The sequence below is a fragment of the Novosphingobium sp. genome (assembly GCF_027489515.1).
Taxonomy (GTDB): domain Bacteria; phylum Pseudomonadota; class Alphaproteobacteria; order Sphingomonadales; family Sphingomonadaceae; genus Novosphingobium.
Map to the genome: position 1 here is coordinate 18,987 of NZ_JAIXZS010000048.1, position 23,867 is coordinate 42,853.

Here is a 23,867-nt window from a genome sequence, read left to right on the forward strand (position 1 = left end):
TTCAGGCCCCGCCCGCACCGACGGCACGCAGACCGGCGCCCGCGCGCGGCACATCGAACGCAGCGGCATCGCGCCCCGTGCCCAGCACCAGCTGGCCGCCGGTCGTGCTGCCATCGGGGTAAAACATGATGGTCTGCGGCCGCATCGTGAGCCGGATCTGCCCGGTCGCATCAAGCGTGATCCGGCGCGTGCCGCCAACGAGCAGCGCCGGCGCATCGCGGTCTGCGCTCAGAGCCACCGGCCCGCCGCTGCGCAGCGCCATCGCCCGCGCGGCTTCCACGCCCGCTGCCACCTGCTCGCGCGCCAACCGCTGCCTGATCGCGAGCGTTGCGGTTCCGATCTGCGGATAGAGCAGCCCCGTGATCAGGCCGGTGATGGCCAGCACCACAAGCATTTCCAGCAGCGTGAAGCCGCTATCGGCGCGTTTGGCCGGGGGAAGGGCGGAGGCACGCAGCATCGCTTACCAGTTGCCGAGGTCCTTGGCCTCGCCCGTGCCGCCTTCGGTATTGTCTGATCCCAGCGAATAGACGTCGATCTCGCCGTGCTTGCCGGGATTGGCATAGCGATAGGTGTTGCCCCAGGGATCGGTCAGCGCTGCGCTGTTCGGCAGATAGGGCCCGCGCCAGTTCGGCATCCCGGCGGGCTGGGTGACAAGCGCCTGCAGCCCTTCCTGATTGGTCGGGTAGCGCCCGGCATCGAGCCGCAGCAGCTTCATCGCGGCATCGACATTCTTGACCTGCACCGCCGCCGTCTCGCTCTTGGAACTCGACAGGTACTTGATCACCTGCGGCCCGACGATCGCATAGAGCAGGCCGAGAATGGCGAGCACCACGAGCAGTTCGAGCAGGGTGAAGCCGTTGCGGACGGGGCCCTTGCGATGAGGGATGTTGTTCCTGATTTTCATTGTGACACCGCCAGATCGTTGAAACCGAGAATTGCCGACATGATCGAGGCCACCATGGCCGCGACTAGCACGCCGAGCGAGACGACGATCACCGGTGTCGCCACCGCGATCACCCGCTCCAGCCGAACCTTGACGTCGCGGTCGAGCACCGTCGCAAGCCGCGCAAGCATGGGGCCAAGCTGCGAGGTTTCCTCGCCCGTGCGGATGAAGCTGAGCGCCATGGTCGGCAGCACGCGCCGCTCGGCGAGCGGGGCGGCCAGACCTCCGCCCTGCCGCACGATATCGGTCACCTCGCCGATGCCGGCATTCATGTGGCCATTGGTCACTGTGCGCCGTGCAAGCGCGAGGGCATTCGGCAGCGGTACGCCGCCTTCGATCAGCGCGCCGAGGCTGCGAGCAAAGCGCACCGTCTCGATGTTGCGGACGAGCACGCCGATCTGCGGCACGTCGAGGATCGTGCGGTCGAGCCAGGCCTTGCCCCCCGGCCGCGCCAGCGCCGCGCGCGCAGAAAGGCCCGCGCCCGCCAGCACGGCGAGAATGATCAGGCCATTGGCGCGCACGAACTGGCTCGCGCCCATCACGAACAGCGAGGCGGCGGGCAGCTTTCCCGGCGGCGCGGAGGCAAACAGCCCCTCGAACTGCGGGACCACGAACAGCAGCATGAGCAGGATCACCCCGAGCGCGATGACCCCGATTGCGATCGGGTAGGTCATCGCCGAACCGATCTGGCGGCGCTGCTCGTCGGCCTGCTCCAGCATCTGCGCGAGCCGGGCCAGCGCCTCGCCCAGCTTGCCGTTGGCCTCGCCCGCCTCGGTCATCGCGGGGGCGAGGCCGGGAAAAAGATCCGGATGCGCGGCAAGCGCGGCGGAGAGCGGCTTGCCCTCACGCACCGCGGCGAGCACTTCGGCGAGGCGCGCGCGCAGCGGCGGCTGTTCGACATTCTCGACCGCGATGGCCAGCGCCCGGTCGAGCGGCAGGCCTGCCTGCAGCAGCACGCCAAGCTCGGCAAAGACATTGGTGACAAGGCGTGAGGGCGTCTTGCTGCCACGCTTGCGCGCGGCGGCAGCACCGGCCTTCGGCTCGGCAATCTCGATCGGGCGCATGCCGGACTTGCGCATCGTCGCGATCGCATCTTCGCGGCTGGCCGCCTCGATCTGGCCGGAAACGGCCGATCCGCTCGCCGCGAGCGCCCGGTACTGGAAGGTCGCCACCCTGCTCAGTCCTCGCTCGCGACGCGCAGGACTTCTTCGAGCGCGGTGAGACCGAGCCGCGCCTTGGCAATGCCGTCGCCGCGCAAGGTGCCGAACCCTGCGCGCGCCGCCGCTTCGGCAATCGTGCGCGTATCGGCGCGGTGCAGGATCAACGCGGCCATGTCGCGGTCGATGCGGATGAATTCGAAGACCGCCATGCGCCCGGCATAGCCCGAATTCTTGCACCGCGGGCAGCCAACGGGGCGATAGAAGGTATGGCTCTCGTGCGCGTGCGCTGCGATTCCGAGCCGTTCGAGCAGCGCCGGGTCCGCCTCGTAGGGCTCACGGCAATGCGGACAGAGCCGCCGCACCAGCCGCTGCGCGAGTACACCCGTCAGCACCGAGGACAGCAGGAACGGCTCCACCCCCATATCGAGCAGGCGGGTGACGGCCCCTGCTGCGGTATTGGTGTGCAGCGTCGAGAGGATCATGTGACCGGTGAGTGCGGCCTGCACCGCGATCTGCGCGGTTTCGGTGTCGCGAATTTCGCCGACCATCATCACGTCTGGATCCTGGCGCAGGAACGAGCGCAGCGCGGAGGAAAACGTGTAGCCGATGCCCGGGTTGATCTGGCTCTGCACCACGCCGGGGAGGCGGTACTCGATCGGGTCCTCGATCGTCGTCAGCTTGCGCTCGGGCGCGTTGAGGTGCGCGAGCGCGGCATAGAGCGTGGTCGTCTTGCCCGAGCCGGTCGGCCCCGTCACCAGCATGATGCCGTGCGGCTGCGCCAGCGCGCCAAGGAATTGCGCTTCAAGATCAGCGTCAAAGCCCAGCGACTTGGGATCGAGCGAGAGGTTCGATCGGTCGAGAATGCGCATGACCACGCTCTCGCCATGGATCGAGGGCGCCGTCGCGACGCGCAGATCGATCTCGTGCCCGCGCACCGTCAGCCGCAGCCGGCCGTCCTGCGGCAGGCGGCGCTCTGCAATGTTGAGATTGGCCATGACCTTGATGCGGCTCACCACCGGTGCGCGCATTGCGGCAGGCTTGGGCGCCATTTCGCGCAGCATGCCATCGATGCGGAAGCGCACGGCGAGGCGGTCGTCGGTCGGCTCGAGATGAATGTCGGAAGCGCGCGCGTCGACGGCATCGGCGATCAGGCGGTTGACCGCGCGGATCACCGGCGCATCGCTGACCATGTCCTTAAGTCGCTCGAGATCGCCCTCGTCGACTTCGTCCTCGACTTCGGCTGCCGCCTCTGCGCGGTAGAGCCGGTCGATAGCGGCATCGATATCGCCGCCGCGCGCAACGCAGCGCTCGACCCGGCGGCCTGTGGCAAAGGCGATGCCTTCTACCGCATCGCGGTCAAGCGGATTGGCCATGGCGACCACCACCGCCGTGCCTTCAATGCGCAGCGGCACGGCGCGGCGATCGCGCAGGAAGGGAGCGGAAACCTCCGGCACGGCGGCGCTTTCCGCCGGAAAGCTCGTCGCGTCGACGAGCGGCAAATCGAGCGCGCGGGCGAGCGCAGCGGCGAGCGCATCTTCCGAGATCAGACCGAGCCGGGTGACGATCTTGTCGAGCGTCTCACCCGTCTCGCTTTCGACCAGCCGCGCGCGGGCCAGCGCTTCCTCGGGCATCGCGGTCTCGCGCCGCAGGATCGCCATGAGGCCATCCGAGGGGTCGCCGGAAAATTCCGCGAATCTGGCCGGATCGGATTCTTTTCCGCCTGAACCGTGCCGCGCAGCCCCGGACGGGTGCGGGCCAGAGCTTTGCCCGGAGCCGCTGCCTGGCCCGCTCACAGCCCCATGCCCGGCGCTATCCGCCGAAGAAGCAAGGGAATTGATGGAAGCAGACATGGATCATCGAGCCTTGCGCAGTGCGGAGCATGACCTGCACTCGGCAATGCTGCGGCCGCAGCGTTTATGCGCGGCATGTGACAAATCCGTTTCCAACACGCGCACCCTCATACCCCATTGCCCGCGCTGTTTAGCACTGAAACTTGGCCGAAAACGCACCTTTCCGCAATCCGCGCAAGTGAAAGGCCGATGCATCGCGGTCGGCAGGTTCGTCGCAAAAGTTACACATTGGGATCCCAATGGCGGACTTGGTGAATCGGACCTTGGGGGGCCGGTCAGTCAGGGGTCGGTCTTTCCGGACAGATGCGCCATGTCTTGCGGCCATACTAAATCTGCGCGGCTGCGCGCGCTGTATGCTTCGTTCGTGGGAGCGGCTGCGCTCTGCGCGTCCTCGGCGCACGCGCAGGACGCTGCGGCGGCGCCCGAACGCTTTACGGTCGAGGCGATCGATGTCGTCGGTGCAACCGTGCTCAGCGCCGACGAGATCGAGAACGCGATCTATCCGTACACCGGAGAGAACAAGACAGCCGCCGATCTCGAAGCCGCGCGCAAGGCGCTGCAGGATGTTTATGCTGCCAAGGGTTATGAAGCGGCGGTCGTCGATATCCCGCCGCAGGACAATGTCCGCTTCGCCCAGGGCTATATCCAGATCCGCGTTTCCGAAGCGCCGGTCGGCGAGGTACGCGTGGCCGGCGCCAAGTTCCATTCGGCCGATGCCGTGCGCGCGCAGCTGCCTTCGGTCGAGGCTGGCAAGCCGCTCAATCTCGCGGCCCTGCAGAAGCAACTGGCCGAGGCCAACCGCATTCCCGACCGCACGGTCACGCCATCGTTCAAGCCGAGCAAGACCGAGGGCGCCATCGATGTCGAGCTGAAGGTCAAGGACAGCTTCCCGGTCCACGGTTCGCTCGAACTCAACAACGACAATAGTCCGAATACCGACCGGCTGCGCCTGTCCGCCTCGCTTCGGTACACCAACCTGTGGGGCGCGGGGCACACGCTGTCGGGCTCCTACATCGTCGCCCCGCGCGATCGGCGGCAGACCGAGGTAATTTCGGGTTCCTACAACGCCCCTCTGCTCGGCACGCCTTGGTCGCTGGTGCTGTTCGGGTTCAAGTCCAACAGCAATATCGCAGCCCTCGGCGGTACGCAGGTGCTGGGCAACGGCTATCAGGTCGGCGCGCGCGCGATCTACCGGCTCTCCGGGGAGAAGGCCGATCAGACATTCTCGTTCGGGCTTGATTACAAGGACTTCAAACAGAACATCGTGATCAAGGGCGAGCTCGCAAGCCAGGCCCCGATCCGCTACATTCCGCTCGTTCTGGGCTATTCTTACACGCGCCCCGGCGAAAAGAGCGAGCTCGACATCAACATCGGTGCAACGCTCGGCCTGCGCGTGATCAAGCGCCTCGTCTGCGCCGATCTTTCGCAGACGGCGAACTGCACGCTGGAAGACCAGCTCTCGCTGCGCGACTTCAACGCGCGCGAAAACTTCGCGCATATCAACGCCGACATCACGTGGACCCGGCTGATCGCCGACGACGTCAGCCTGATCTTCAAGGTGGCCGGCCAGTATGCCGACAGCCACCTCGTCTCGAACGAGCAGTTCGGCATCGGCGGCGAAGGCTCAGTGCGTGGCTACTTCCAGTCCGAGGCGGTGGGCGATCGCGGCTATGCCGGCACGGTTCAGCTCGACGGGCCCTCGCTTGCCGGCAGCCTGCCCGACTTCGTCGGCGAGCTCAGGCCCTATGTCTTTGTCGATTACGGCCTTGTCGGGATCATCAACCCGCTGGCCGACCAGCGCGCGCGCTTTGGCGAGGCCAGCGTGGGCGGGGGCCTGCGCCTGCGCCTGTTCAAGCACCTTGTCGGCGGTCTGACCGTCGGCGTCCCGCTCACCACATTGTCCGATTCCGAACGCGGCAAGGCCCGCGTCGTCTTTACAGCCAGGGGCGAATTCTGATGCACACCAGCACCTTGCGGCCTGTTTTGAAGGCCTTCTTTGCGCTCCTTGTCCTCATGATGGGGACATGGGCCTCACCGGCTGCGGCCTGGTGGCAGAAGGACTGGGCCTATCGCAAGGCGGTGACGATCGACACCAGCCCGAGCGGCGTCAACGTCAGCGGTCCGATCGGCCGCACGCTGGTGCTGGTGCGCCTGCACAGCGGCAACTTCACCTTCACCGATGCGCTCGAGAACGGGGCTGACATCCGCTTCGTCGACAGCGACGACAAGAACCCGCTGCCCTACCATATCGAGAGCTACGACTCGAAGAACGGCGTTGCCACGGTGTGGGTCAGCCTGCCGGTGCTGAGCGGCGGCGAGAAGAAGCAGATCTGGCTCTACTTCGGCAACAAGAACGCGCCCGTCGGCGAGGACGTCAAGGGCAGCTTCGATCCGGATTACACGCTCGCCTACCACTTCTCCGAGGGCCCCGGCCAGCCGACCGAGGACAAGACTGCCAACGGCAACAATGCGCTCAACGCGCCCACTGGTATCGAGGACAGCGCGATCGTCGGCCATGGCGGCCATTTCGTCGGCCAGGGCGGTATCACGGTGAACGATGCGCCGTCGCTCGCGATGACGCCGGGCGCGCCCTTCACCTTCACCGCCTGGGTGAAGCCCGACAATCTCGGCGGCGACCAGCAGCTGTTCTCGCGCGGGGGCATGGTGATCGGCATCAGCGCCGGCATGCCTTACGTCGCCGTGGGTTCCGGCCGCGCGGCAGCGACGGCTGCGGTCAAACAGGGGGACTGGACCCATATCGGCGTGGTTGCGGACGGCACCACGCTCAAGATCTACGTGAACGGTGTCGAGGCGGGCGCGGTCTCGGTCGCGCTTCCCGCGATTGCAGGTCCGATCACACTCGGCGGCACACTGGTCGGCTCGCTCGATGAAGTGCGCCTCTCCAAGACCGCGCGCCCGGCCGCGATGCTGCTCGCAATGGCCAATGCCGAAGGCCCCTCGAACAAGCTCGTCGGCGTGTCCGACACGGCGGAAAAGCAGGGCAACGGCGGCGGCGTGCTGTTCTTCATCGTCAGCAAGCTCGAGCCGGTCGACGCTTTCATCATCGGCTTGTGCATGATCCTGCTCACCATGGCGATCTCGCTGATGGTGGCGAAGATCCGCTACCTGAACGCGGCGGACAAGGGCAATGCCCAGTTCTTCACGCGCTTCAATGCGATGCACGAGGAACTTGTCCCGCTTGCGCAAGTGCAGGGCATCACCGAGCCGGAAGTTGCCTTCATCAAGACCACCTCGCCGCTCGCCCGCCTCTACGAGATGGGCATTGCCGAGCTCGACGTGCGCCGCAAGCACGGCTCGGCCCGCGCGCTTTCGGCTGAAGCAGTGGAAGCGATGCGCGCTGCGGTGGACGCGGTCTATGTCGAGGAGAACCAGAAGCTCGACAAGCTGATGGTCATTCTCACCATCGCGATCTCCGGCGGTCCGTTCATCGGCCTGCTTGGCACCGTGATCGGCGTGATGACCGTGTTCGGCGGCGTGGCGATGGCGGGCGACGTGAATGTGAACGCGATCGCGCCGGGTATCGCCGCAGCGTTGCTCGCGACGATCGCGGGCCTCGCCTGCGCGATCCCCGCGTTGTTTGGCTACAACTATCTGAACGGGCGGATCTCGGCACTGGCCGACCAGATGCGCGTGTTCATCGACCGCCTCATCACCCGCCTCGCCGAAATGCAGGCAGACGCCGCGCAGATGCGCGAAGCGGCAGAATAAGGAGCGCGACCCATGCAGGTAGGTGGCGGCCGCAAGGCCTATGACGACATCAACATCACCCCGATGCTCGACCTCGCGTACGTGCTTCTGGTGATCTTCATCCTCATGGCGACGGCTTCGGTGCAGGGCATCAAGGTCGATCTGCCCAAGGCAAGCTCGGCCAAGAGCCTCGTCCAGCCCAAGACCATTGCGCTCACGGTCAACGATCAGGGGCAGATCTTCATGGATGCCTTCCCGGTCACGCTGCCCGATCTCGAGACGCGCCTGCGCAACGCGAAGGCCTCGAACCCCGATGTGCCGATCGTGCTCAAGGGCGATACGACGACGCAATACGGCAAGATCATGGAAGTGCTCGATCTCTGCCGCAGGCTCGACCTGTCCAAGGTCGGGCTGGTGACCGGCAAGCCCACAGGGACCTGATCGCCAGCAGCCATGGCCAGCCGCCCCGCCTCTCCTGATCCATCCTCGGTTTCCGGGCCGCCTGCGTTCAATCCGAACGTCAAGGCCTCGCCGAAGCTGCGCCTGATCCAGGCGGGCGTCGGTGTGCTTGTGCTGCTCGCGGCGTACTGGATCTACGGGATCGTGACGGAAGTGCCGGGCGTGAAGGTGGAGCAGGCGCCGCCGCAGACGGTGGACATGTTGCCCCCGCCGCCACCCCCGCCGCCGCCTCCGCCACCCCCGCCCGATCAGCCGCCGCCCGATGCGAAGCCCGATCCTGCGCCGGTGCCCGAGCCTGCGCCCGCGCCTGCGCCCGATCAGCCCGCACCGATGAAGATCGACGGGCCTGCGCAGGCAGGCACCGATGCGTTCGGGCTTAGTGCCGGCAAGGGCGGCGGCATGGGCGGCGGCGGCAGCAACGGCACTTGCCTTGCGCCCCCCTGCGGTGGCGGCTCGCCGATCGCGACCGGGTTCTACACGCGCTATCTCAGCTCTGCGTTGCAGGAGCGGGTGCAGAGCAACGACAAGATCAATCGCCAGATCTTCAGCGCCGACTTTGCCGTGACGATCAGCCCGGGCGGGCAGGTCACCGCGGTCCAGCTGCTGCGCTCGAGCGGCAATGCCAAGCGCGACCAGACCCTGCTTGCGGTGCTGCAATCGATCCGCGGGCTGGATGCGCCGCCCGCCTCGTTCCGTTTCCCGCAAAAGATAACCGTCCGGGGCAGCCGTGGCCTCTGACCTGCACCCTATCGGGCCCGAGAGCCCTATCCGATCATGGAGTCCCGCAATGTCGCTGCGTCGTTCCGCCTCCCGCCGCGCCGGCCTGTCCGCAGCGCTCGCCGCGTTGCTGGCAAGCACCGCCGCCCAGGCCCAGACCGCGCCCGAAGCTGCTGCCGCGCCCGCGGCGGCAGCAGCACCCTCTGCTGATGCGATGACCAACCTCATCCGCTTGCTGGTCGCCAAGGGCACGCTGACGCAGGCCGATGGCGATGCCCTGCTCGCGCAAGCGCAGTCCGAGGCTGACAAGGCGCGCATGGCCGCCGCCACGCCGCCGCCGCCCCCGCCTCCACCGGCAGGGGCCGTGCGTGTGGCCCGCGTCCCCGAATCTGTGCGTCAGCAGATCCGCGACGAGATCCGCGGCGAGATCATGGCCCAGGCCGCCACCGAAGGCTGGGTGACGAAGGACCAGGCCGCGCCCGAATGGACGAGGCGCATCCGCATGTACGGCGATGTTCGCGTGCGCGCGCAGGGCGAGTTCTTCGCCGACACCAACTCCAACCAGATCCTCGACTTCGAATCGATGACGGCATCGGGTCTGCCGATCGATCTGGCCCGCCTCTCTTCGTACCAGTTCATCAACACCCGCAAGGACCGCAACAATCTGCGCTACCGCGCGCGGCTCGGCATCGAAGCCCACGTCGTCGACGGCGTGACCGCGACGATCGCGCTGGGTTCGGGCGACGACAACAGCCCGATCTCGGAAAACGCCAGCCTCGGTGCCAGCTTCTCGAAGCGCCCGATCTTCATCGATACCGCCGATATCGTCGTGAAGCCGTTCAAGTGGGCGACGCTGCAGTTCGGGCGGTTCGAAACGCCGTTCAACACCACTCCGCTGCTCTACGACGAGGATCTGCGGTTTGACGGCGTGTCCGCCTCGGTCAAATGGGCCGGCTTGACGGGCAAGGATTCGGCGCTCTCGCTGACCGGCGGGGCCTTCCCGCTCGACTATGGCTCGTCGGGTTTTCCCAATGTGGCGATCAACAAGCTGGCCTACCCGACCAAGTGGCTGTTTGCGGGTGAAGTCCGGCTGAAGACCCCGGTGGGGAGCGGCATCAGCATCGATGCCAGCGCGGCCTATCACAGCTATACCAACGTGCAGGGCCGCTTGTCCGAGCCGTGCAACCTCGATCTGGGCGATTTCTGCTCGACCGACGCCTTGCAGGCGCGCTTCCTGCGCAAGGGCAACACGCTGTTCACCCTGCGCAATCTCGTCGCCAACAGCACCGGCGTCTATCCGCAGCTGTTCGGCCTGAAGTTCGATTACAACATCCTCGATCTCAACCTGGCGGTGCGCGCGCCGATTTCGGGTGACGTCGGGGTCAAGATCGCGGGCGACTACCTGCGCAACCTTGGCTTCAAGCGCAGCGACATCTGCCAGGGCCGGTTCGACACGCCCGAGGCGTTCCTTATTCAGCCCTACAACAACTACGGCAGCGACGGGAACACGGCGCGCAACATCTGCACCAAGACCAACCCGACCAGCTTCATCGGCGGCAATATCGGCTGGCTGGCCAATGCCACGATCGGCCACGCGAAAGTCTACAAGAAGGGATCGTGGAGCGCGTTCGGCGAGTATCGCTATCTCCAGAGCGATGCGGTGCTCGATGCCTATACCGATAGCGACCTTCACCTCGGTGGCACCAACGTGAAGGGCTACATCATCGGCGCGGAATACGGCGTTGCCGACCGTGTTTCGGTGCGCGGCCGCTGGTTCAGCGGCAACGAGATTGCCGGCGAGCCGCTGGCGATCGACGTGCTGCAGATCGACTTCATGGCCCGGTTCTGACGACCGGCCCTATCCCGTTTCGCACCACCAGACGCCACGCAAGCACAAGCCCGAGGGACCCGGCATGAACCAGCGCAGCGAATCCGCCAGCGGTAACAGCACCGGCAGGCGTCAGCGGCTGCTCGCCAGCGCCAGCGCGCTGGTGCTCGGGCTCGGCTGCACCGTGCAGCCGGCTCAGGCGCAGATGGCGCGGCTGCAGGGTGCGGTTGGGGCCGTGCCGGTGATCACGCCCGGCACGACCGGAGGCACCGCCGCCGCGCTCCCGCAGCGTTCGGTGCGCATGCAGGAAGCGCTGGCAGCGCAGCAGGCAGCGCGCGATGCGGTCAAGTCGATGCGCGGCCTCGTCACGCAGGCACGCGAGGCTGCGCTCGCGGCAACCCGCGCACGGCCGACCGACGGGCTCTCGATCAAGGGGCTCAATCCCGCCGTTACCAAGGTCACCGCCTCGGTCGACGATGCGACCGGCCTTGGCACCTGGCAGGGGGCCCTGCTCCCGACCCAGACCGAGGCCGGCGGCAAGTTTACCGTCACGATCAAGCAGACCGAGTCCCGCGCGCTGCTATCGTGGAACAACTTCGACATCGGCGCGAAAACCACTTTGGTGTTCGACCAGAGCGTTGGCGGCAAGGCGCAAACCGACTGGGTCGTGCTCAACCGCGTGGTCGATCCGGGCGCGCGGCCCAGCACGATCCTCGGCTCGATCAAGGCACCGGGCACGGTGCTCGTGCTCAACCGTTCGGGCGTGATCTTCGGCAATGGCGCGCAGGTCAATGTCCACTCGCTGCTCGCCAGCAGCCTCGAGATCGGCAATTTCGCCAAGGATGTGGGCCGCGCCGCCGAAGACGCCAATTTCTTCACCGGGCTCTCGCTGAAGGAACGCAACACCGCTTATCTCGAGAACGGGCTGCTCGGCCCCTCGTCGAGCCCGGGCAAGTACAACGCGCTGCTCACTTCGAGCCTTGCGGGCTCGGGCCGCTATGTCGTGACCAATCCGGATGCGGCGTTCAGCGCTACGCCTGAAGGCGATGTTGTGGTCGATCGCGGCGCGAGCATCAGCGCGAGCGGCGGCGGCTTTGTCATCCTGACCGCCCCCAATGTTTCCAACGACGGCCAGCTCTCCGCGCCCGAGGGCCAGGTCAGCCTGCAGGCCGGGCGTGCGATCAGCTACACCGTCTCGACCGGCAGCGCGAAGGGCGCCGATCCCGATATCCGCGGCCTCATCCTGCGCACGCTGACCGAGGATGGCGGCGCTGTGGTCAACTCCGGCCTGATCGACGTGCCGCGCGGCTATATCTCGCTGGGCTCGGACCTGGCCGGAAGTGTCGTGAACGCGGGCCTGCTTGCCTCGACGACCAGCGTTTCGCGCAATGGCACGATTTCACTGACTGCGGGCACGATCCGCATTTCAGGCGGCAGCGACACGGCGCACGCCGGCGGCCTGGTGATCCTCAATGACGCGAGCACCGAGACGGTGCCGCAGGGGACCGCGGCCGAACCGCCTGCGTTCAAGACCTCGCGTATCGATATCGGCGGCGCCTACGTTTCGCTCCTCGCTGGCGGCTCCGCGCTGGGTCTGCTCGGCCCGGCCTCGGTCGATTTCGGCGCGAACTCGCTGCTGCTGGCGCCGGCCGCGAATGTGGCGATCGGCAGCCGCGCTTCGCAGACCTTCGATGCTGCCGCGCTCGCCTCGACCGGGCGCACCGTTTCGGTCGGCAGCATTACCGTGGGCGAGGGTGTGCGGATCGATGTCAGCGGCATCAAGGACGTCACGCTTGAGGCGAGCCGCAATGCGGTCACGATCTCGCCGCTCAAGGGCAACGAGCTGCGTGATACGCCCAACTACCGCGACGTGCGCACTGACGGCAGTTTCACGCTCAACGGCAAGACCGTCACCATCGATCCGCGCCGCAGCGGCGTGCGGGCGGACGGCGTCAAGTGGATCGGCTCGCCGCTGATCGAGGCGGGTTCTGCCGCCAGCCAGATCGGCGTGGGCGCGGCGGAATTGATGACCAAGGGCGGCACCGTCACATTCGGCGTTGCGGTGCTGCAGGGCGCCGATACTTTGGCGAACACGCCGCAGGTCAAGATCGCGAAGAGCGCAACCGTCGATTTCTCCGGCGGCTGGGTTCACTACAATGCCGGCTGGGTCGGCTCTTCGCGCCTCATCCGGGCTGACGGCAGTCTGGTCGATATTGCCGATGCCGATCCCAACGGCGTCTACATCGGCCTCGCCGATGGCTTCACCGAGTTGCAGAGCAAGTTCGGCAAGGCCGATACCTTTACCAACCGCGTCCTCGCCGGTCAGCGCTTCGATCCGTCCTACGATGAAGGCCGCGATGCCGGCGGCATGGTCGTTATCGGCTCGACCGCCTCGATCCGCGGCACGCTGCACGGCGATGCCTTTGCCGGGGAGCGCCAGTTGCGCGCGGGTGTGGTCGGCACGGCGGCGCCTGGCACCGCGCTCGATACGCGGCAGCTTCAGTCCACCGCGCAGCAGCTGCCCTCGGGTGGGTTCCTGCGCGTGGGCTCGTTCAGCGGGCCATCGGGCGTCGGTCTTGGCGGCGATATCCTCGTCCACGCGGCGGGAGCCCAGGATTTGCAAACGGGCAAGGGCGTGTTCCTGCTTTCGGATCGCCAGCTCAGCGAAGCGGGGCTTTCCGCGCTCACGCTCCAGACCAGCGGCGGCGTGACGTTCGGCGAGGGCAGCAACCTTGTCCTTGCCAACGGCGGCAAGCTGACGGTCGATGCCGGCCGAACGATCAATTTCGACGGAACCGTCACCGCGCGCGGCGGCTCGATCGCGGCGCGCACCTACGAACTCGCCGGTACGATCTACCGCTCCTCGATTGCCGCGACCGGTTCGGTCTTCGACACCGCAGACGACGCCAAGTTCGCCTATGCGCGCGGTGAGGCGCTGCCGGGTCTGTTCGACATCAACGTCAACGGCACGCTCGATGTGGCGGGACTGTGGAGCAACGACTTCCTCGCGCTCGGCAAGATGCCCTCGGGCCAAGCCTGGACCTCGGGCGGCGCGATCAGTCTCACCGTGGCGCCCAAGGTGCTGCTTGCGGAAGGCACCGATCTCGAAAGCGCGACGTACGCTGTCGACTTGTCCGGCAGCATCCGTCTCGCCAAGGACGCGCTGCTCAACGTCTCCTCGGGCGGCTATGTCGATCCGACCGGCGCGCTGGCGCTCACCGCGCGCGGTGGCAGCGTCTCGCTGATCAACGCAACGACTTACGCCTCGCTCTCGCAGACGCCGGCCAATGTGAACGAGCTCTCGACCACTGATCTTCCGGTGGGCGGTGAGAACCAGAGCGTCGCCTTCTCGCCCTACACCGCGGACAACGGCAAGCTGGTGCGCGGCGCGCTTGCCCCGCGCGAGCAGCGCTCCACCGTCAGCTTCGAGGCTGCAAACTTCAAGGGCTTCAGCTTTGGCGGCGGCGGTACTTTCAAGCTTGTCGCGCCGCAGATTGCGCTCGGCGGCACCCGCCCGCAGACGGGCTCGTGGCTCGGCCTCGATTTCCTGCAACAGACCGGCTTTGGCGGGCTCGATCTCACCACCTTCCGCAGCCGCGTCTACGACGATCTGTTCAAGGGCGGTGTAGGCGGCGGCTCGGCCTTCTTCGAGACGACACGCTTCGTGATCGGCAAGGGTGAGACGCTCAACCTCAGCCAGGCGCTGCTCCCCAATTTTGTCGATCCGGCCACCTCTGCCAAACTGGCGACGCTCGCCACCGGCAGTGATGTCACCAGCGTCGTGTCCGCAAGCGTGCCGACCGAGGCCTTCGACCAGCGCGCCGCGACGCTGACGCTGGGCGGCCTTACCGAACTCACCGTGGCCAAGGGCGGCACGATCACCGGCGCGGCCGGGGCTTCGATAACCGCGCCCAAGTTGCTCAATCAGGGCACGATCCGGATCGTCGGCGGCAAGATTCTCCAGCGCGCGGTCCTGCCCGAAGTGCTGTTCGGCCAGTCCATCGGCGTCAAGGACGCAGCCAATGGCGGCCGCGGTCTCGACGACGTGCTGGGCGGCCGCATCGAGGGTGCCGGTTCGCCGCAGTACAGCGAGAATGCCAAGTCCAAGGTCAGCGATGCCGACGGGCTGCTCACCAATGGCGAGCTGTTCTCCAAGGCCGGCTCTGACCAGACGGTCTACTTCCTTGGCGCGCTCGACAAGGATCAGGGCATCAAGCTCGACGCGGGCAGCGTGACCGATCTTTCCGGCGGTGCCGTGTTCGATCCGCGTGCGCCCGTCGGCGCCGATGGCCGGCGCCTCGCGCGCGGTACGCTTTACGACGGCGGCTCGATCAGCACGGCAAGCACTTTCGTCAACCCGGCGAATGCGCTGTTCAGCACGCCAAACTATGGCGATCCGCGCTATCAGGTGCTGATCGGCGGCAACCCGATCACGTATGCCGGCAGCACGGCCGGTGCCAAGATTGCTGTGGGTGCCGGTGCCCTGATCGACATCCGGGGCGCCGCCGCGCAGTTCGACCAGCAGGATTCGAGCGGCAATTTCGTGCTCGCGGACCAGTGGTCGAAGGGGGGCTCGATCCGGGTGCTGGCGGGCGGTTCGCTTGCCGGGGCCCGGATCCGCAGCGCGGGCGGTGCACCCGCGGCGGAAGGCGGCACGCTTGAATGGTTCGCGCCGACGCTGATCTCGGCCTACGGCGACCGCGCCGGCGAGAGCGGACTGCTTTCGGCAGCGCAGATCGAGGACGCTGGCTTCACCACGATGATCGCGCGCGGCTCGCTGACGGTCGAGGGCGGCACGCGGCTCTCGCTTGGCAAGGCCTTCATCCTCTCGTCGGCCGATCTGCCGACGAGCTCGGTCATCGACCGCGATCTGCAGGTCAGGGTCCGCCTCTCCGGCAGCGGCGATGCGGCGATCGAGGCGCCCTACATCCGCTTGTCCAGCCTCGCCCAGAGCGCGCCGGGCAACCTTGATGCGGGGACTGCTGGCGAATTGACCTTCGCCGGCAAGTCGGTCGATCTCGTCGGCGGCCTCGGCTTCTCGGCAGGCGAAGTGCGCTTCGAGGCGGAACGCGACGTGCGCCTGATCGGCGTCAAGCAGGCAGTGCCCAGCCTGACTGTGCTGACCGGTGTCACCGGCAGCATCGTCGCCAGCGGCGATATCGCGTTCAAGGCGAGCCAGATCTATGCGACCACCGGCACCGGCAATCTCCAGGCGCTGATCGAGGACCAGCGCAACGGCACCAGCAACAGTGCGGCACAGCCGTACCTGATCGCGAGCTTTGCTGAAAACGGCACGATCTCGTTCGCCTCGAACGGCGGCGCCGTGCCGGATTCGCCGCTTTCGGCGGGCAGCTGGCTGCGCGTGCTCGCCGCGCAAATCCGGCAGGACGGCGTGCTGCGCGCGCCGCTCGGCCTGATCGAGCTGGGTTCCTCGGCGGCGCGGCTCATCCCCGGCTCGCTCAATCTGGCGCCCGCCACCCGCAGCATCACCTTCGGCGCCGGCAGCGTGACGTCGGTCAGCGGCACCGGGCTCAATGTGCCTTATGGCCAGACGACTGACCTCACCGAATACTACTTCGCCCCCGGGGTCAGCGCGGCGCTCACCACCGCGCCCACCGGGCAGCTCGTGCTTTCGGGCGCGGACATCACCATCGGCACCGGCGCCAAGATCGATGGGCGCGGCGGCGGCGATGTGTTTGCCTATGAATTCGTCTCGGGCACCGGCGGCTCGCGCGATGTGCTCTCGCGCCTCAACGCCGATGCCTTCAGCAGCAACGATGGTCTGCAATATGCCGACGGGCGGCAGGTCTATGCGATCCTGCCGGTCGAGAAGGCCGGGCTGGTTGCTGGCTACGATCCGATCTATTCGGATGACTACGGCGCGGGAACCGGCGATCTCTACGGAGCCTCGGCAGGCCGCACCGTCCATCTTGATGGCGGACCGGGCGTGCCGGCAGGCGATTTCCTCCTGCTCCCGGCGCATTACGCGCTGCTGCCCGGTGCGCTGCGTCTGGTCGAGAACACCGATGCGCAGGCACCCTATGTCGGCGCATCGACCCAGCTGCTCGATGGCAGCGTGCAGGTCGGCGGCACATTCGGCACCGCGGGCACCGCGTTCCGCGATTCGCAGCGCCGCTCGTTCACGGTGCAGAGCGCCGACACGTTCAAGAAGTACTCCAAGCTTCAGGTCACGTCGGGCACCGAGAATTTCGACAAACTGGCGGACAAGCAGGGCCGAGCCGCCCCGCGTTCGCCGCTCGATGCCGCGCGCTTCGTGATCCGTCCGGGCGAATCGTTCACGGCGGGCGGCACTTTCGATGTGGGTGCTTCGGGCAAGGGCCGCGGCGCGCAGTTCGATATTGCCGCCTCGGCCATCGCGATCCGGTCCGCCGCCGGTGGTGCGGACACGCCGGGCGTGCTCTCGCTTTCCACCGAGACGCTGGCCAATCTCAACGCCAACAGCCTGCTGCTGGGCGGCGTGCGGCAGGACAAGGCCGACGGCACCACGCGCATCGACGTGACTGCAAAGACCATTTCCATCGCGAATGGCGTTTCGCTCAGCCTGCCCGAAATGATCTTTGCCGTCGCGGGCGAGGATTCGCGGATCACCGTGGGGGCAGGGGCCTCGCTGACGGCGACGGGTACGCTTGCCGATCTGCGCACCGGCAACTTCGTGGTCGGCTATGAGAAGAACGATACCGGCGTGGTCAGCGCGTTCGACAACACCGGCATCGGCGCATTGCTGCGGCTTTCGAGCGGGCCTGACCGGCTCGTCACGCGCAATCTCGATCCAGATGCCACTAACGCTGCGCTCGCCAGCGCTTCGCTCAGGATCGCCAGCGGCGCCTCGCTCAAGGGCAATTCGGTTGCGCTCGGGGCCAGCGGCACCGTGCGGTTCGGCAGCAGCGCAACACTCGATGCCAGGGCGGTCAGCCTTTCCGGCGTGGCCATCAGCTTCGGCAGCGGCGGGATCGATGCCGATTTCGCGGCCAAGCTTGCCGCGGCAGACCGGCTGACTCTGCAATCGCGCCGGGTCATCACGCTCGGCGATGCACTGCCTGAGCGGTTCAACACGCTCGCCATCGATGCCCCCGGCCTTGCCGCCGATGGCAGCGATGTCACGCTGCGCGCCAAGGCGGTCGAGTTTGGCAACGCGGGCGCCGATCGCGGCGGCTGCAGCAAGGCAGGCGTTGCCGCCTGCGGCTCGGCCAATGCGCTGACCGTCAAGGCGGACGAGATCAGTTTCGGCAGCGGCACCTTCCGGCTCTACGGCTTTGACAGCGGCGTGACGCTCGATGCCGCCAAGGGCATCTACGTCACCGGGAAGGGCGCGCTCGCGCTCGATGATCCGGACGCTTCGGGCCCGGTGCGGCTGACCATGAAGACGCCGCTGCTGGCGGACCGCTCGGCTACCACGGCGGCGGACGTCAAGTCGGGCGGGGCGGACTATGCCTTCCTCACGCGCGGCCGTGTCATCGTCGACGGCACTGGCCGCACCGCGCCCACGGCGTCACCCGCCGCTTCGGCCGGATCGATCATCGCGTTCGGCTCGGCCGATTCCGCCGTCGCCGGCCTTACACTCAACAACACCACGGTCCGCGCCACGGCGGGCATCGTCGAGGCGCGGGCGCGCGGCGATATCGCCATTACCGGCACAACCACGATTGCCGCACCCGGCTTCACCACGCGCATCGGTGCCACCGAAGACGCGCTTGTCGCCACCGCCGGTGGCGGCACGATCACCCTGCAATCGAACCAGGGCAACGTTTCGCTCGCCAAGACCGCCTCGCTGATCGTGGACAACGGAATCGGCAGCGCTGGCGCGCTCAATCTCGTTGCCGCGCGCGGTACGATCGATCTCGGCGCGAGCCTTAACGGCGGGATCGGTGCGGGCAAAACCCGCGCCGCCTCGCTGCTGCTCGATGGCGCCGCAATCACCGATGGCGCCGGCGGCGCGTTCGATTTCGGCACGTTCGTCTCGCGCGATGGCGCAAAGTTTGGCGGCGCGCTGCAGATCCACACCGGCACCGGCAACCTCGCGCTCGCCGCCGGGCAGACGGTGAAGGCAAGGAGCGTCACGCTCGCCACCGATCAGGGTCGGATCACCATCGCCGGCACGATCGATACCTCGGGCGCCGATGTCTCGAAGCTCAAGCTGACTGATCCAGCCTATGCAACTGCCGATGTGAATGGTGGCGACATCGCGCTTTATGGCGCGGACGGCGTGACGCTCGCGGCAACGGGCAAGCTCCTCGCAAGGACCTCGGGCTACGGTGCGGGCGATAGCCGGCAGGCGCATGGCGGCAACGTCACGCTCGGTATCGCGGCCGACACAGCCGCCGTCACTGTCGCGTCCGGCGCGGTCATCGACGTTTCGGCCACCCGTCCCGGTGACCGCCTCGTCTCTACTGTGGTCAAGGATCCTGCGACGCTGACCCAGACCACCGCTTTCCGCCTCGCGGCTGGTGATCTTGGCGGTACTGTCACCTTCCGGGCACCTGTGATCGAGAACGACAGCAAGGTCGATATCCGGAGCAGCGGCACGATCACCGGCGCACGCGAAGTGGCGATCCACGCCTTCAAGCGTTTCGATCTTGATGCGATTGCCGCCTCCGGGGCCTTCAGCGGGATCAGTCTTGACGGCGGGGGCAACATCCACCTCGATGCAGCAGCCACCGGCAAGCCCAATTTCCTCGCCGATCTCACGGCCTCTGGCACGCTCCCGCAGTTCGTGCGGAACTTCTCCGTCACGCTCAAGAACGGCGGCAGCCTTGCCGGTATCCGCGTGCGGCCGGAGATGGAGCTTTCCGCCACGCGCGGCGTGATCCTCGATAGCAACATCAATCTCGGCGCGGGCCGGATTACCGACTACGTCGGCGCGCTGGCGGATGGCTTCATCGTCCCGTCCGAACTCGGCCCGGACGCCAATGGCAACCCGCGCTACGAAGTGGTTGCCGGCAAGGAAGCGGCACTCTTCGCCAAGTATGTCGACATGACCTACCGCGTTGGCGGCAAGGTGACCGGCGAGGCAGGCGTGTTCACCCTGCGCGCCGGCGGCAGCGTCCAGGTGGCAAACAGCATCAGCGACGGCTTCTTCGCCTTCCACGACCGGACCGATGCGGACTACATCCAGCACCAGCTCGGCGGCGGCGACCGTTCGTTCCACCCGGCGATCCAGCTCGATTGTGCCTTCGGCGGACTGTGTGACGATACGCTGCCCAGCTACAGCGCGCGCATTGGCCGCCGGCCGCCGGCGGACGACGAACTGATCGTCATCGACCTGAGCTTGCCGGTCCAGGGCACGCAAAGCACGCCGATCTTCGTCCACTCACCCTACAGCGCGAGCGCCAACAGCGTCGCGGCCAATGGCACCGGCAATGGGATCGGTGTGGGCGAACTGTTCCCGCTGGTCGATGGCAAGGCGGTCGCCTCGTCCGATATCCGTCTCATCGCGGGCGCCGCGGCAGGATCGGCTGACCCGACGCAGCTCGATCGCTCGTCCAAGGGCGATGTGGTGATCGCGGGCGAGAAGTCCTATTCGGTCGTCGCGCGCGAAGGGCGCTACACCATCGGCGGCGGCGTCCAGCTGGGCTTCGATCAGGGTGACGGCACCTACATCTACGGCAATACCAGCGGCGATTTCTTCACCCGCACCTTTGCCGACATTACCGATCCCGCTACCGCGCGTGATTTCTACACCAAGCTCACCTGGGGTAGCGACAGCCAGCTTTCGGATGAGGCGCTTGCCGCGGCGCAAACCTTCTTCGCCGGCAACCGCTTTATCCGCGAGGATGGTGTCGTCACCGGGGTCTACGCCTCGCTTGGCCAGGTCGCGGATTTCCTCGCGGGCGACTATGGAACCACCTACCGCTCGCTCGTCGCGCCCGATATCTCGATCGAGACCGACGTGCCCGTCAGCTATCCGGGCACCAAGGTCTTTTACCGCCCGTTGGTGCGCACCGGCGATGGCAACATCAAGATCGCCGCGGCGCGGGATATCGATCTCGTCGGCTCCAGCCGCGTGACGTACCGCGATCTCAACAGCCTTTCGCGCGATGAGTTCGGCGATCCGCTCGAAGCCGGTTTCGACAACGCCCAGGTCGGCGGTTCGGCGGTCTACACCGCCGGCACGCGCCTTGCGAAGCTGGGCTCGGTCTCGCTCGACGCCGCTTCCTTCGACAAGGGTACCGAGAAGCTCGACTACATTCCCTCGACGCAGGGCGCGCTCGACTTCGGCTCTGCACTCACTGGCAATGGCGGCAATGTCACGCTTGTTGCCGGGCGCGATGTGATCGGCCGCCGCGATGTCTGGACCGAGACTTTCCTCGACAATGGCCTCGATATCGAAACCACGCTGCCCGGCTACGAATCCGGCACCTCGACGCTCGATACCACGCGGGTCGGTTCGGCCAGCCAGCGCTGGCGGCTGGGCCGGGTCGGGCTCGATTCGACGATCGCCATTGTCCCGCAGCTGTTCACCTCGGGCGTCGGCGCGCTGTCGGGCGGCGATGTCACCATCACCGCAGGCCGCGATGTGAGCGATCTGACCGTGGCGCTCGACAATTCGGTCGTTACGCAGACCGACGGGCAGGGGCGGCGCGTGCTGGTCACCAGCGCAGGCGGCAATCTGTCGCTCAGCGCTGGCCGCGACTTGCTGGGCGGCCAGATCGATCTCGCGCAGGGTATCGGTCGCATTGCCGTGGGCCGCTCGGTCGGCGCCGCGGGTGAGACCCTGACCTCGGGCAGCTACGAAGACCGCGTTGATGCGCCCGATCGGCGCAACCTGCTGCGCGTGCGCGTCAGTGATGCGACTGTCAGCCTTACCGCGCGCGGCACGGTCGATCTCGGCGGGCTCGGCGCGCTTGGTGCCAACGAGGCTTCCGCGACGATCGACCTCCAGCTGAACACGGCCGGCTTCTTCAGCCCGATCGCCTCATTCAGCGCGGCGACCATGGGCACGCTCAATCTCGCGGCCAACCGGCGCGAGCAGCGCGTGCTGTTCACCGCGCAGGATACCGATGCCGAACGCGCCTCGTTCCTGCTCGGCAACGTGCTGCCGCCCTCGCTTCTCCTGAGTTCGCTTTCGGGCGACCTCCAGCTCGGCAACGGCTCGCCGTTGCTGCTTTATCCCAGCCGCTACGGCCAGCTCAGCCTTGTCGCCGGTGGCGACATGGGCCGCTTCGCGCTGGCGATGAGCGACGCCAATCCGTCTGACCTACCGGGTGCGTTCACCGTCAGCCAGCTGGTCAGCCAGTCGAGCGCGCTGCTGCGTCTCAACGGTCTCGGCTTCACCTTCGGCGGCGTGGTCCAGCCGACCGACGATGTAACCTTGCGCCTGCTGCACGATCGCAACATTCTCCACGCGGGCGATATCCGGGTGGCGGAGATCTTTGCCGGCGGGTCGATCAGCCAGGTCCAGCTCAATCTTGCCAAGGCGGCGCGGATCAACGCCGGGCTCGATATCGTCGACTTCTACTTCGAAGGGCAGAACCTCGCCGTTTCGGACGTGACGAGCGTGCTGGCCGGACGCGACATCACTGCCACGACCCAGCTGCCCGATCTCAACAACGCGTTCACCGGCCGTCCCTTCACCGGCATCACCAACTTCGTCGTCGGCGGCCCCGGTACGCTTACGGTGCAGGCTGGCCGCGATCTCGGACCGTTCCTCAATTCGGCAACGGTTGGCGGGGTGAGCTATGCCGGCGGCATTCGCACCATCGGCAACGAAGCCAACCCGTGGCTGCCCTCGCAAGGCGCGGATATCTACGCGCTGTTCGGCGTGGCCAAGGGCGCGGACTACACCGCGCTGCGCTCGACCTATCTCGATCCCGCCAATCTTGCGAAGCTGGACGGCGATCTCTTCGTCCAGAACGTCGATTCCGCCGGGAACCGGACGCCGGACCGCAGCAAGCCGATCTATGCACCCAAGCTGGCGCTCTGGCTCAAGGACAATGCGCCAACAGCCTTCGCCAGCGTGTTCGCCGATAATCCCGGCCTTTCGGGCGACGCGCTGACGGCCGCCGCCTACGGCCGGCTTGACAAGCTCTACGCCGCCTTCACCGGCCAGGTGTCGGAACTGCAGCAACGCCAGTTCCTCATTCGCGAGGTCTATTTCGGGGAGATCGCGGCGCCCGCGGATCCCAAGGGCGCCTCCTACCAGCAATATGTCCGCGGCTACCGCGCGATCCAGACGCTGTTCCCGGCGACGCTGGGCTACACCGACAATCTCGCCACGTTCGAGACCGATCCTGCCTCGGTCAGCGCGGATCACCCACTTGGCGAAGCGGTGAAGAAGATCGTCGATGGCGAACCTGCGCGTGCTGCACGGATCATCACCGGCAATGTCGATTTGCGCCTTGCCACGATCGAGACCGGGCGCGGCGGCACGATCGACATCCTCGGGCCCGGCGGCGATCTCATTGCCGGCTCGGTCGTGCGCACCTCAGAACAGGCGGCGCGCAAGACCACGCTCTACAGCCAGACCGGGGTGGACTTCTTCCGCAACGGCTTCGGGCTCAATCGCTCGCCAGTGGGCATCGAGGCGATCCCGATCGGCTTCGAAGGCGTACTCAGCCTGCGCGGAGGCTCGATCCAGTCGTTCACCGATGGCGACTTCCGCCTCAATCAGAGCCGCCTCTTCACGCTGGCGGGCGGCGACATCACGATGTGGTCGTCGAACGGCGATCTCAATGCGGGCCAGGGCCCGAAGACGGCTTCGAACTTCCCGCCGATCGTGCTGCGCTTCACGCCCAACGCGGTGGGCGAGGTGGATTCGGTCGGCAGCGTTTCGGGTGCCGGTATCGCGGCGCTGAGGCCCAGCCTCGACGTTGCGCCCTCGCGCGTGACGCTGATTGCGCCGGTCGGCACCGTCGATGCGGGCGATGCCGGCGTGCGCGCCTCGGGTGACGTGTTCGTCGCGGCGGCCCGTGTCGCCAACGCGGACAACTTCAAGGTCGGCGGCGTCTCGGTCGGCGTGCCGACCACCGCGGTCGTCGCGGCGCCCGCCGCGCCGGCGAGCGCTGCCGCCGCCACCGCCGCCACCGCCGCGCAGGCGGGCGCGCAGCAGCGCAGCGACAGTGCTGACCGCCGTTCGATCATCCGGGTCGATGTGCTAGGTTTCATTGGCGGCGACAGCGGCAATTGCCCGAGCGGCCGCTTCGATTCGGAAGGGCGCTGCGTCAACTGACCAGGCCCAGCATCAG

General features: G+C 67.0%; 10 protein-coding genes. 6 read left to right on the plus strand and 4 right to left on the minus strand.

Translation table 11 applies throughout. From position 1 onward, the window contains the following. Nucleotide 1: 1 nt before the first annotated feature. Genes Q0082_RS08055 through Q0082_RS08070 form a run of 4 tightly spaced genes read right to left on the minus strand, consistent with a single transcriptional unit; the run spans nt 2 to nt 3,761 of the window. Nucleotides 2-457 (minus strand): type II secretion system protein, encoded by a 456-nt coding sequence (locus Q0082_RS08055; RefSeq protein ID WP_298191378.1) that lies wholly within the window; start codon nt 455-457, stop codon nt 2-4. 3 nt (nt 458-460) lie between these two features. Beyond that, a complete protein-coding gene (gspG, locus tag Q0082_RS08060) occupies nt 461-904 on the minus strand; it encodes a type II secretion system major pseudopilin GspG (RefSeq protein ID WP_298191380.1) in 444 nt (147 codons plus the stop codon). Then, nucleotides 901-2,115, minus strand: coding sequence for a type II secretion system F family protein (locus Q0082_RS08065; protein WP_298191382.1), 1,215 nt, complete (start codon nt 2,113-2,115; stop codon nt 901-903). Before Q0082_RS08065 ends, gspG begins: the two co-directional genes overlap by 4 nt. 5 nt (nt 2,116-2,120) lie before the next feature. Then, nucleotides 2,121-3,761: a GspE/PulE family protein gene (locus tag Q0082_RS08070; RefSeq protein WP_298191383.1), complete on the minus strand. Its 1,641-nt coding sequence runs from the start codon at nt 3,759-3,761 to the stop codon at nt 2,121-2,123. Between the two features lie 556 nt (nt 3,762-4,317). Between Q0082_RS08070 and Q0082_RS08075 the strand changes: the two genes are divergently transcribed. From Q0082_RS08075 to Q0082_RS08100, 6 genes are all read left to right on the plus strand, one after another. Beyond that, nucleotides 4,318-5,910, plus strand: a complete 1,593-nt coding sequence (locus tag Q0082_RS08075) for a ShlB/FhaC/HecB family hemolysin secretion/activation protein (protein WP_298191385.1) — start codon at nt 4,318-4,320, stop codon at nt 5,908-5,910. After that, nucleotides 5,910-7,682: a MotA/TolQ/ExbB proton channel family protein gene (locus tag Q0082_RS08080; protein WP_298191386.1), complete on the plus strand. Its 1,773-nt coding sequence runs from the start codon at nt 5,910-5,912 to the stop codon at nt 7,680-7,682. Before Q0082_RS08075 ends, Q0082_RS08080 begins: the two co-directional genes overlap by 1 nt. A gap of 12 nt (nt 7,683-7,694) precedes the next feature. After that, on the plus strand, nt 7,695-8,102 hold the full coding sequence (locus tag Q0082_RS08085; protein ID WP_298191387.1) for a biopolymer transporter ExbD: 408 nt from the start codon (nt 7,695-7,697) through the stop codon (nt 8,100-8,102). A 12-nt stretch (nt 8,103-8,114) separates the two neighbouring features. Then, the gene (locus tag Q0082_RS08090) at nt 8,115-8,858 is read left to right on the plus strand and encodes a TonB C-terminal domain-containing protein (RefSeq protein ID WP_298191389.1); all 744 of its coding nucleotides are present in this window, start codon (nt 8,115-8,117) and stop codon (nt 8,856-8,858) included. A gap of 49 nt (nt 8,859-8,907) precedes the next feature. Then, complete coding sequence (locus Q0082_RS08095; protein ID WP_298191390.1) at nt 8,908-10,686, plus strand: putative porin; 1,779 nt, start codon at nt 8,908-8,910, stop codon at nt 10,684-10,686. Between the two features lie 64 nt (nt 10,687-10,750). Then, nucleotides 10,751-23,851 carry a filamentous haemagglutinin family protein gene (locus Q0082_RS08100; protein WP_298191391.1) on the plus strand — a complete coding sequence of 4,367 codons (13,101 nt, stop codon included), beginning with the start codon at nt 10,751-10,753 and terminating at the stop codon, nt 23,849-23,851. Nucleotides 23,852-23,867 lie beyond the last annotated feature (16 nt).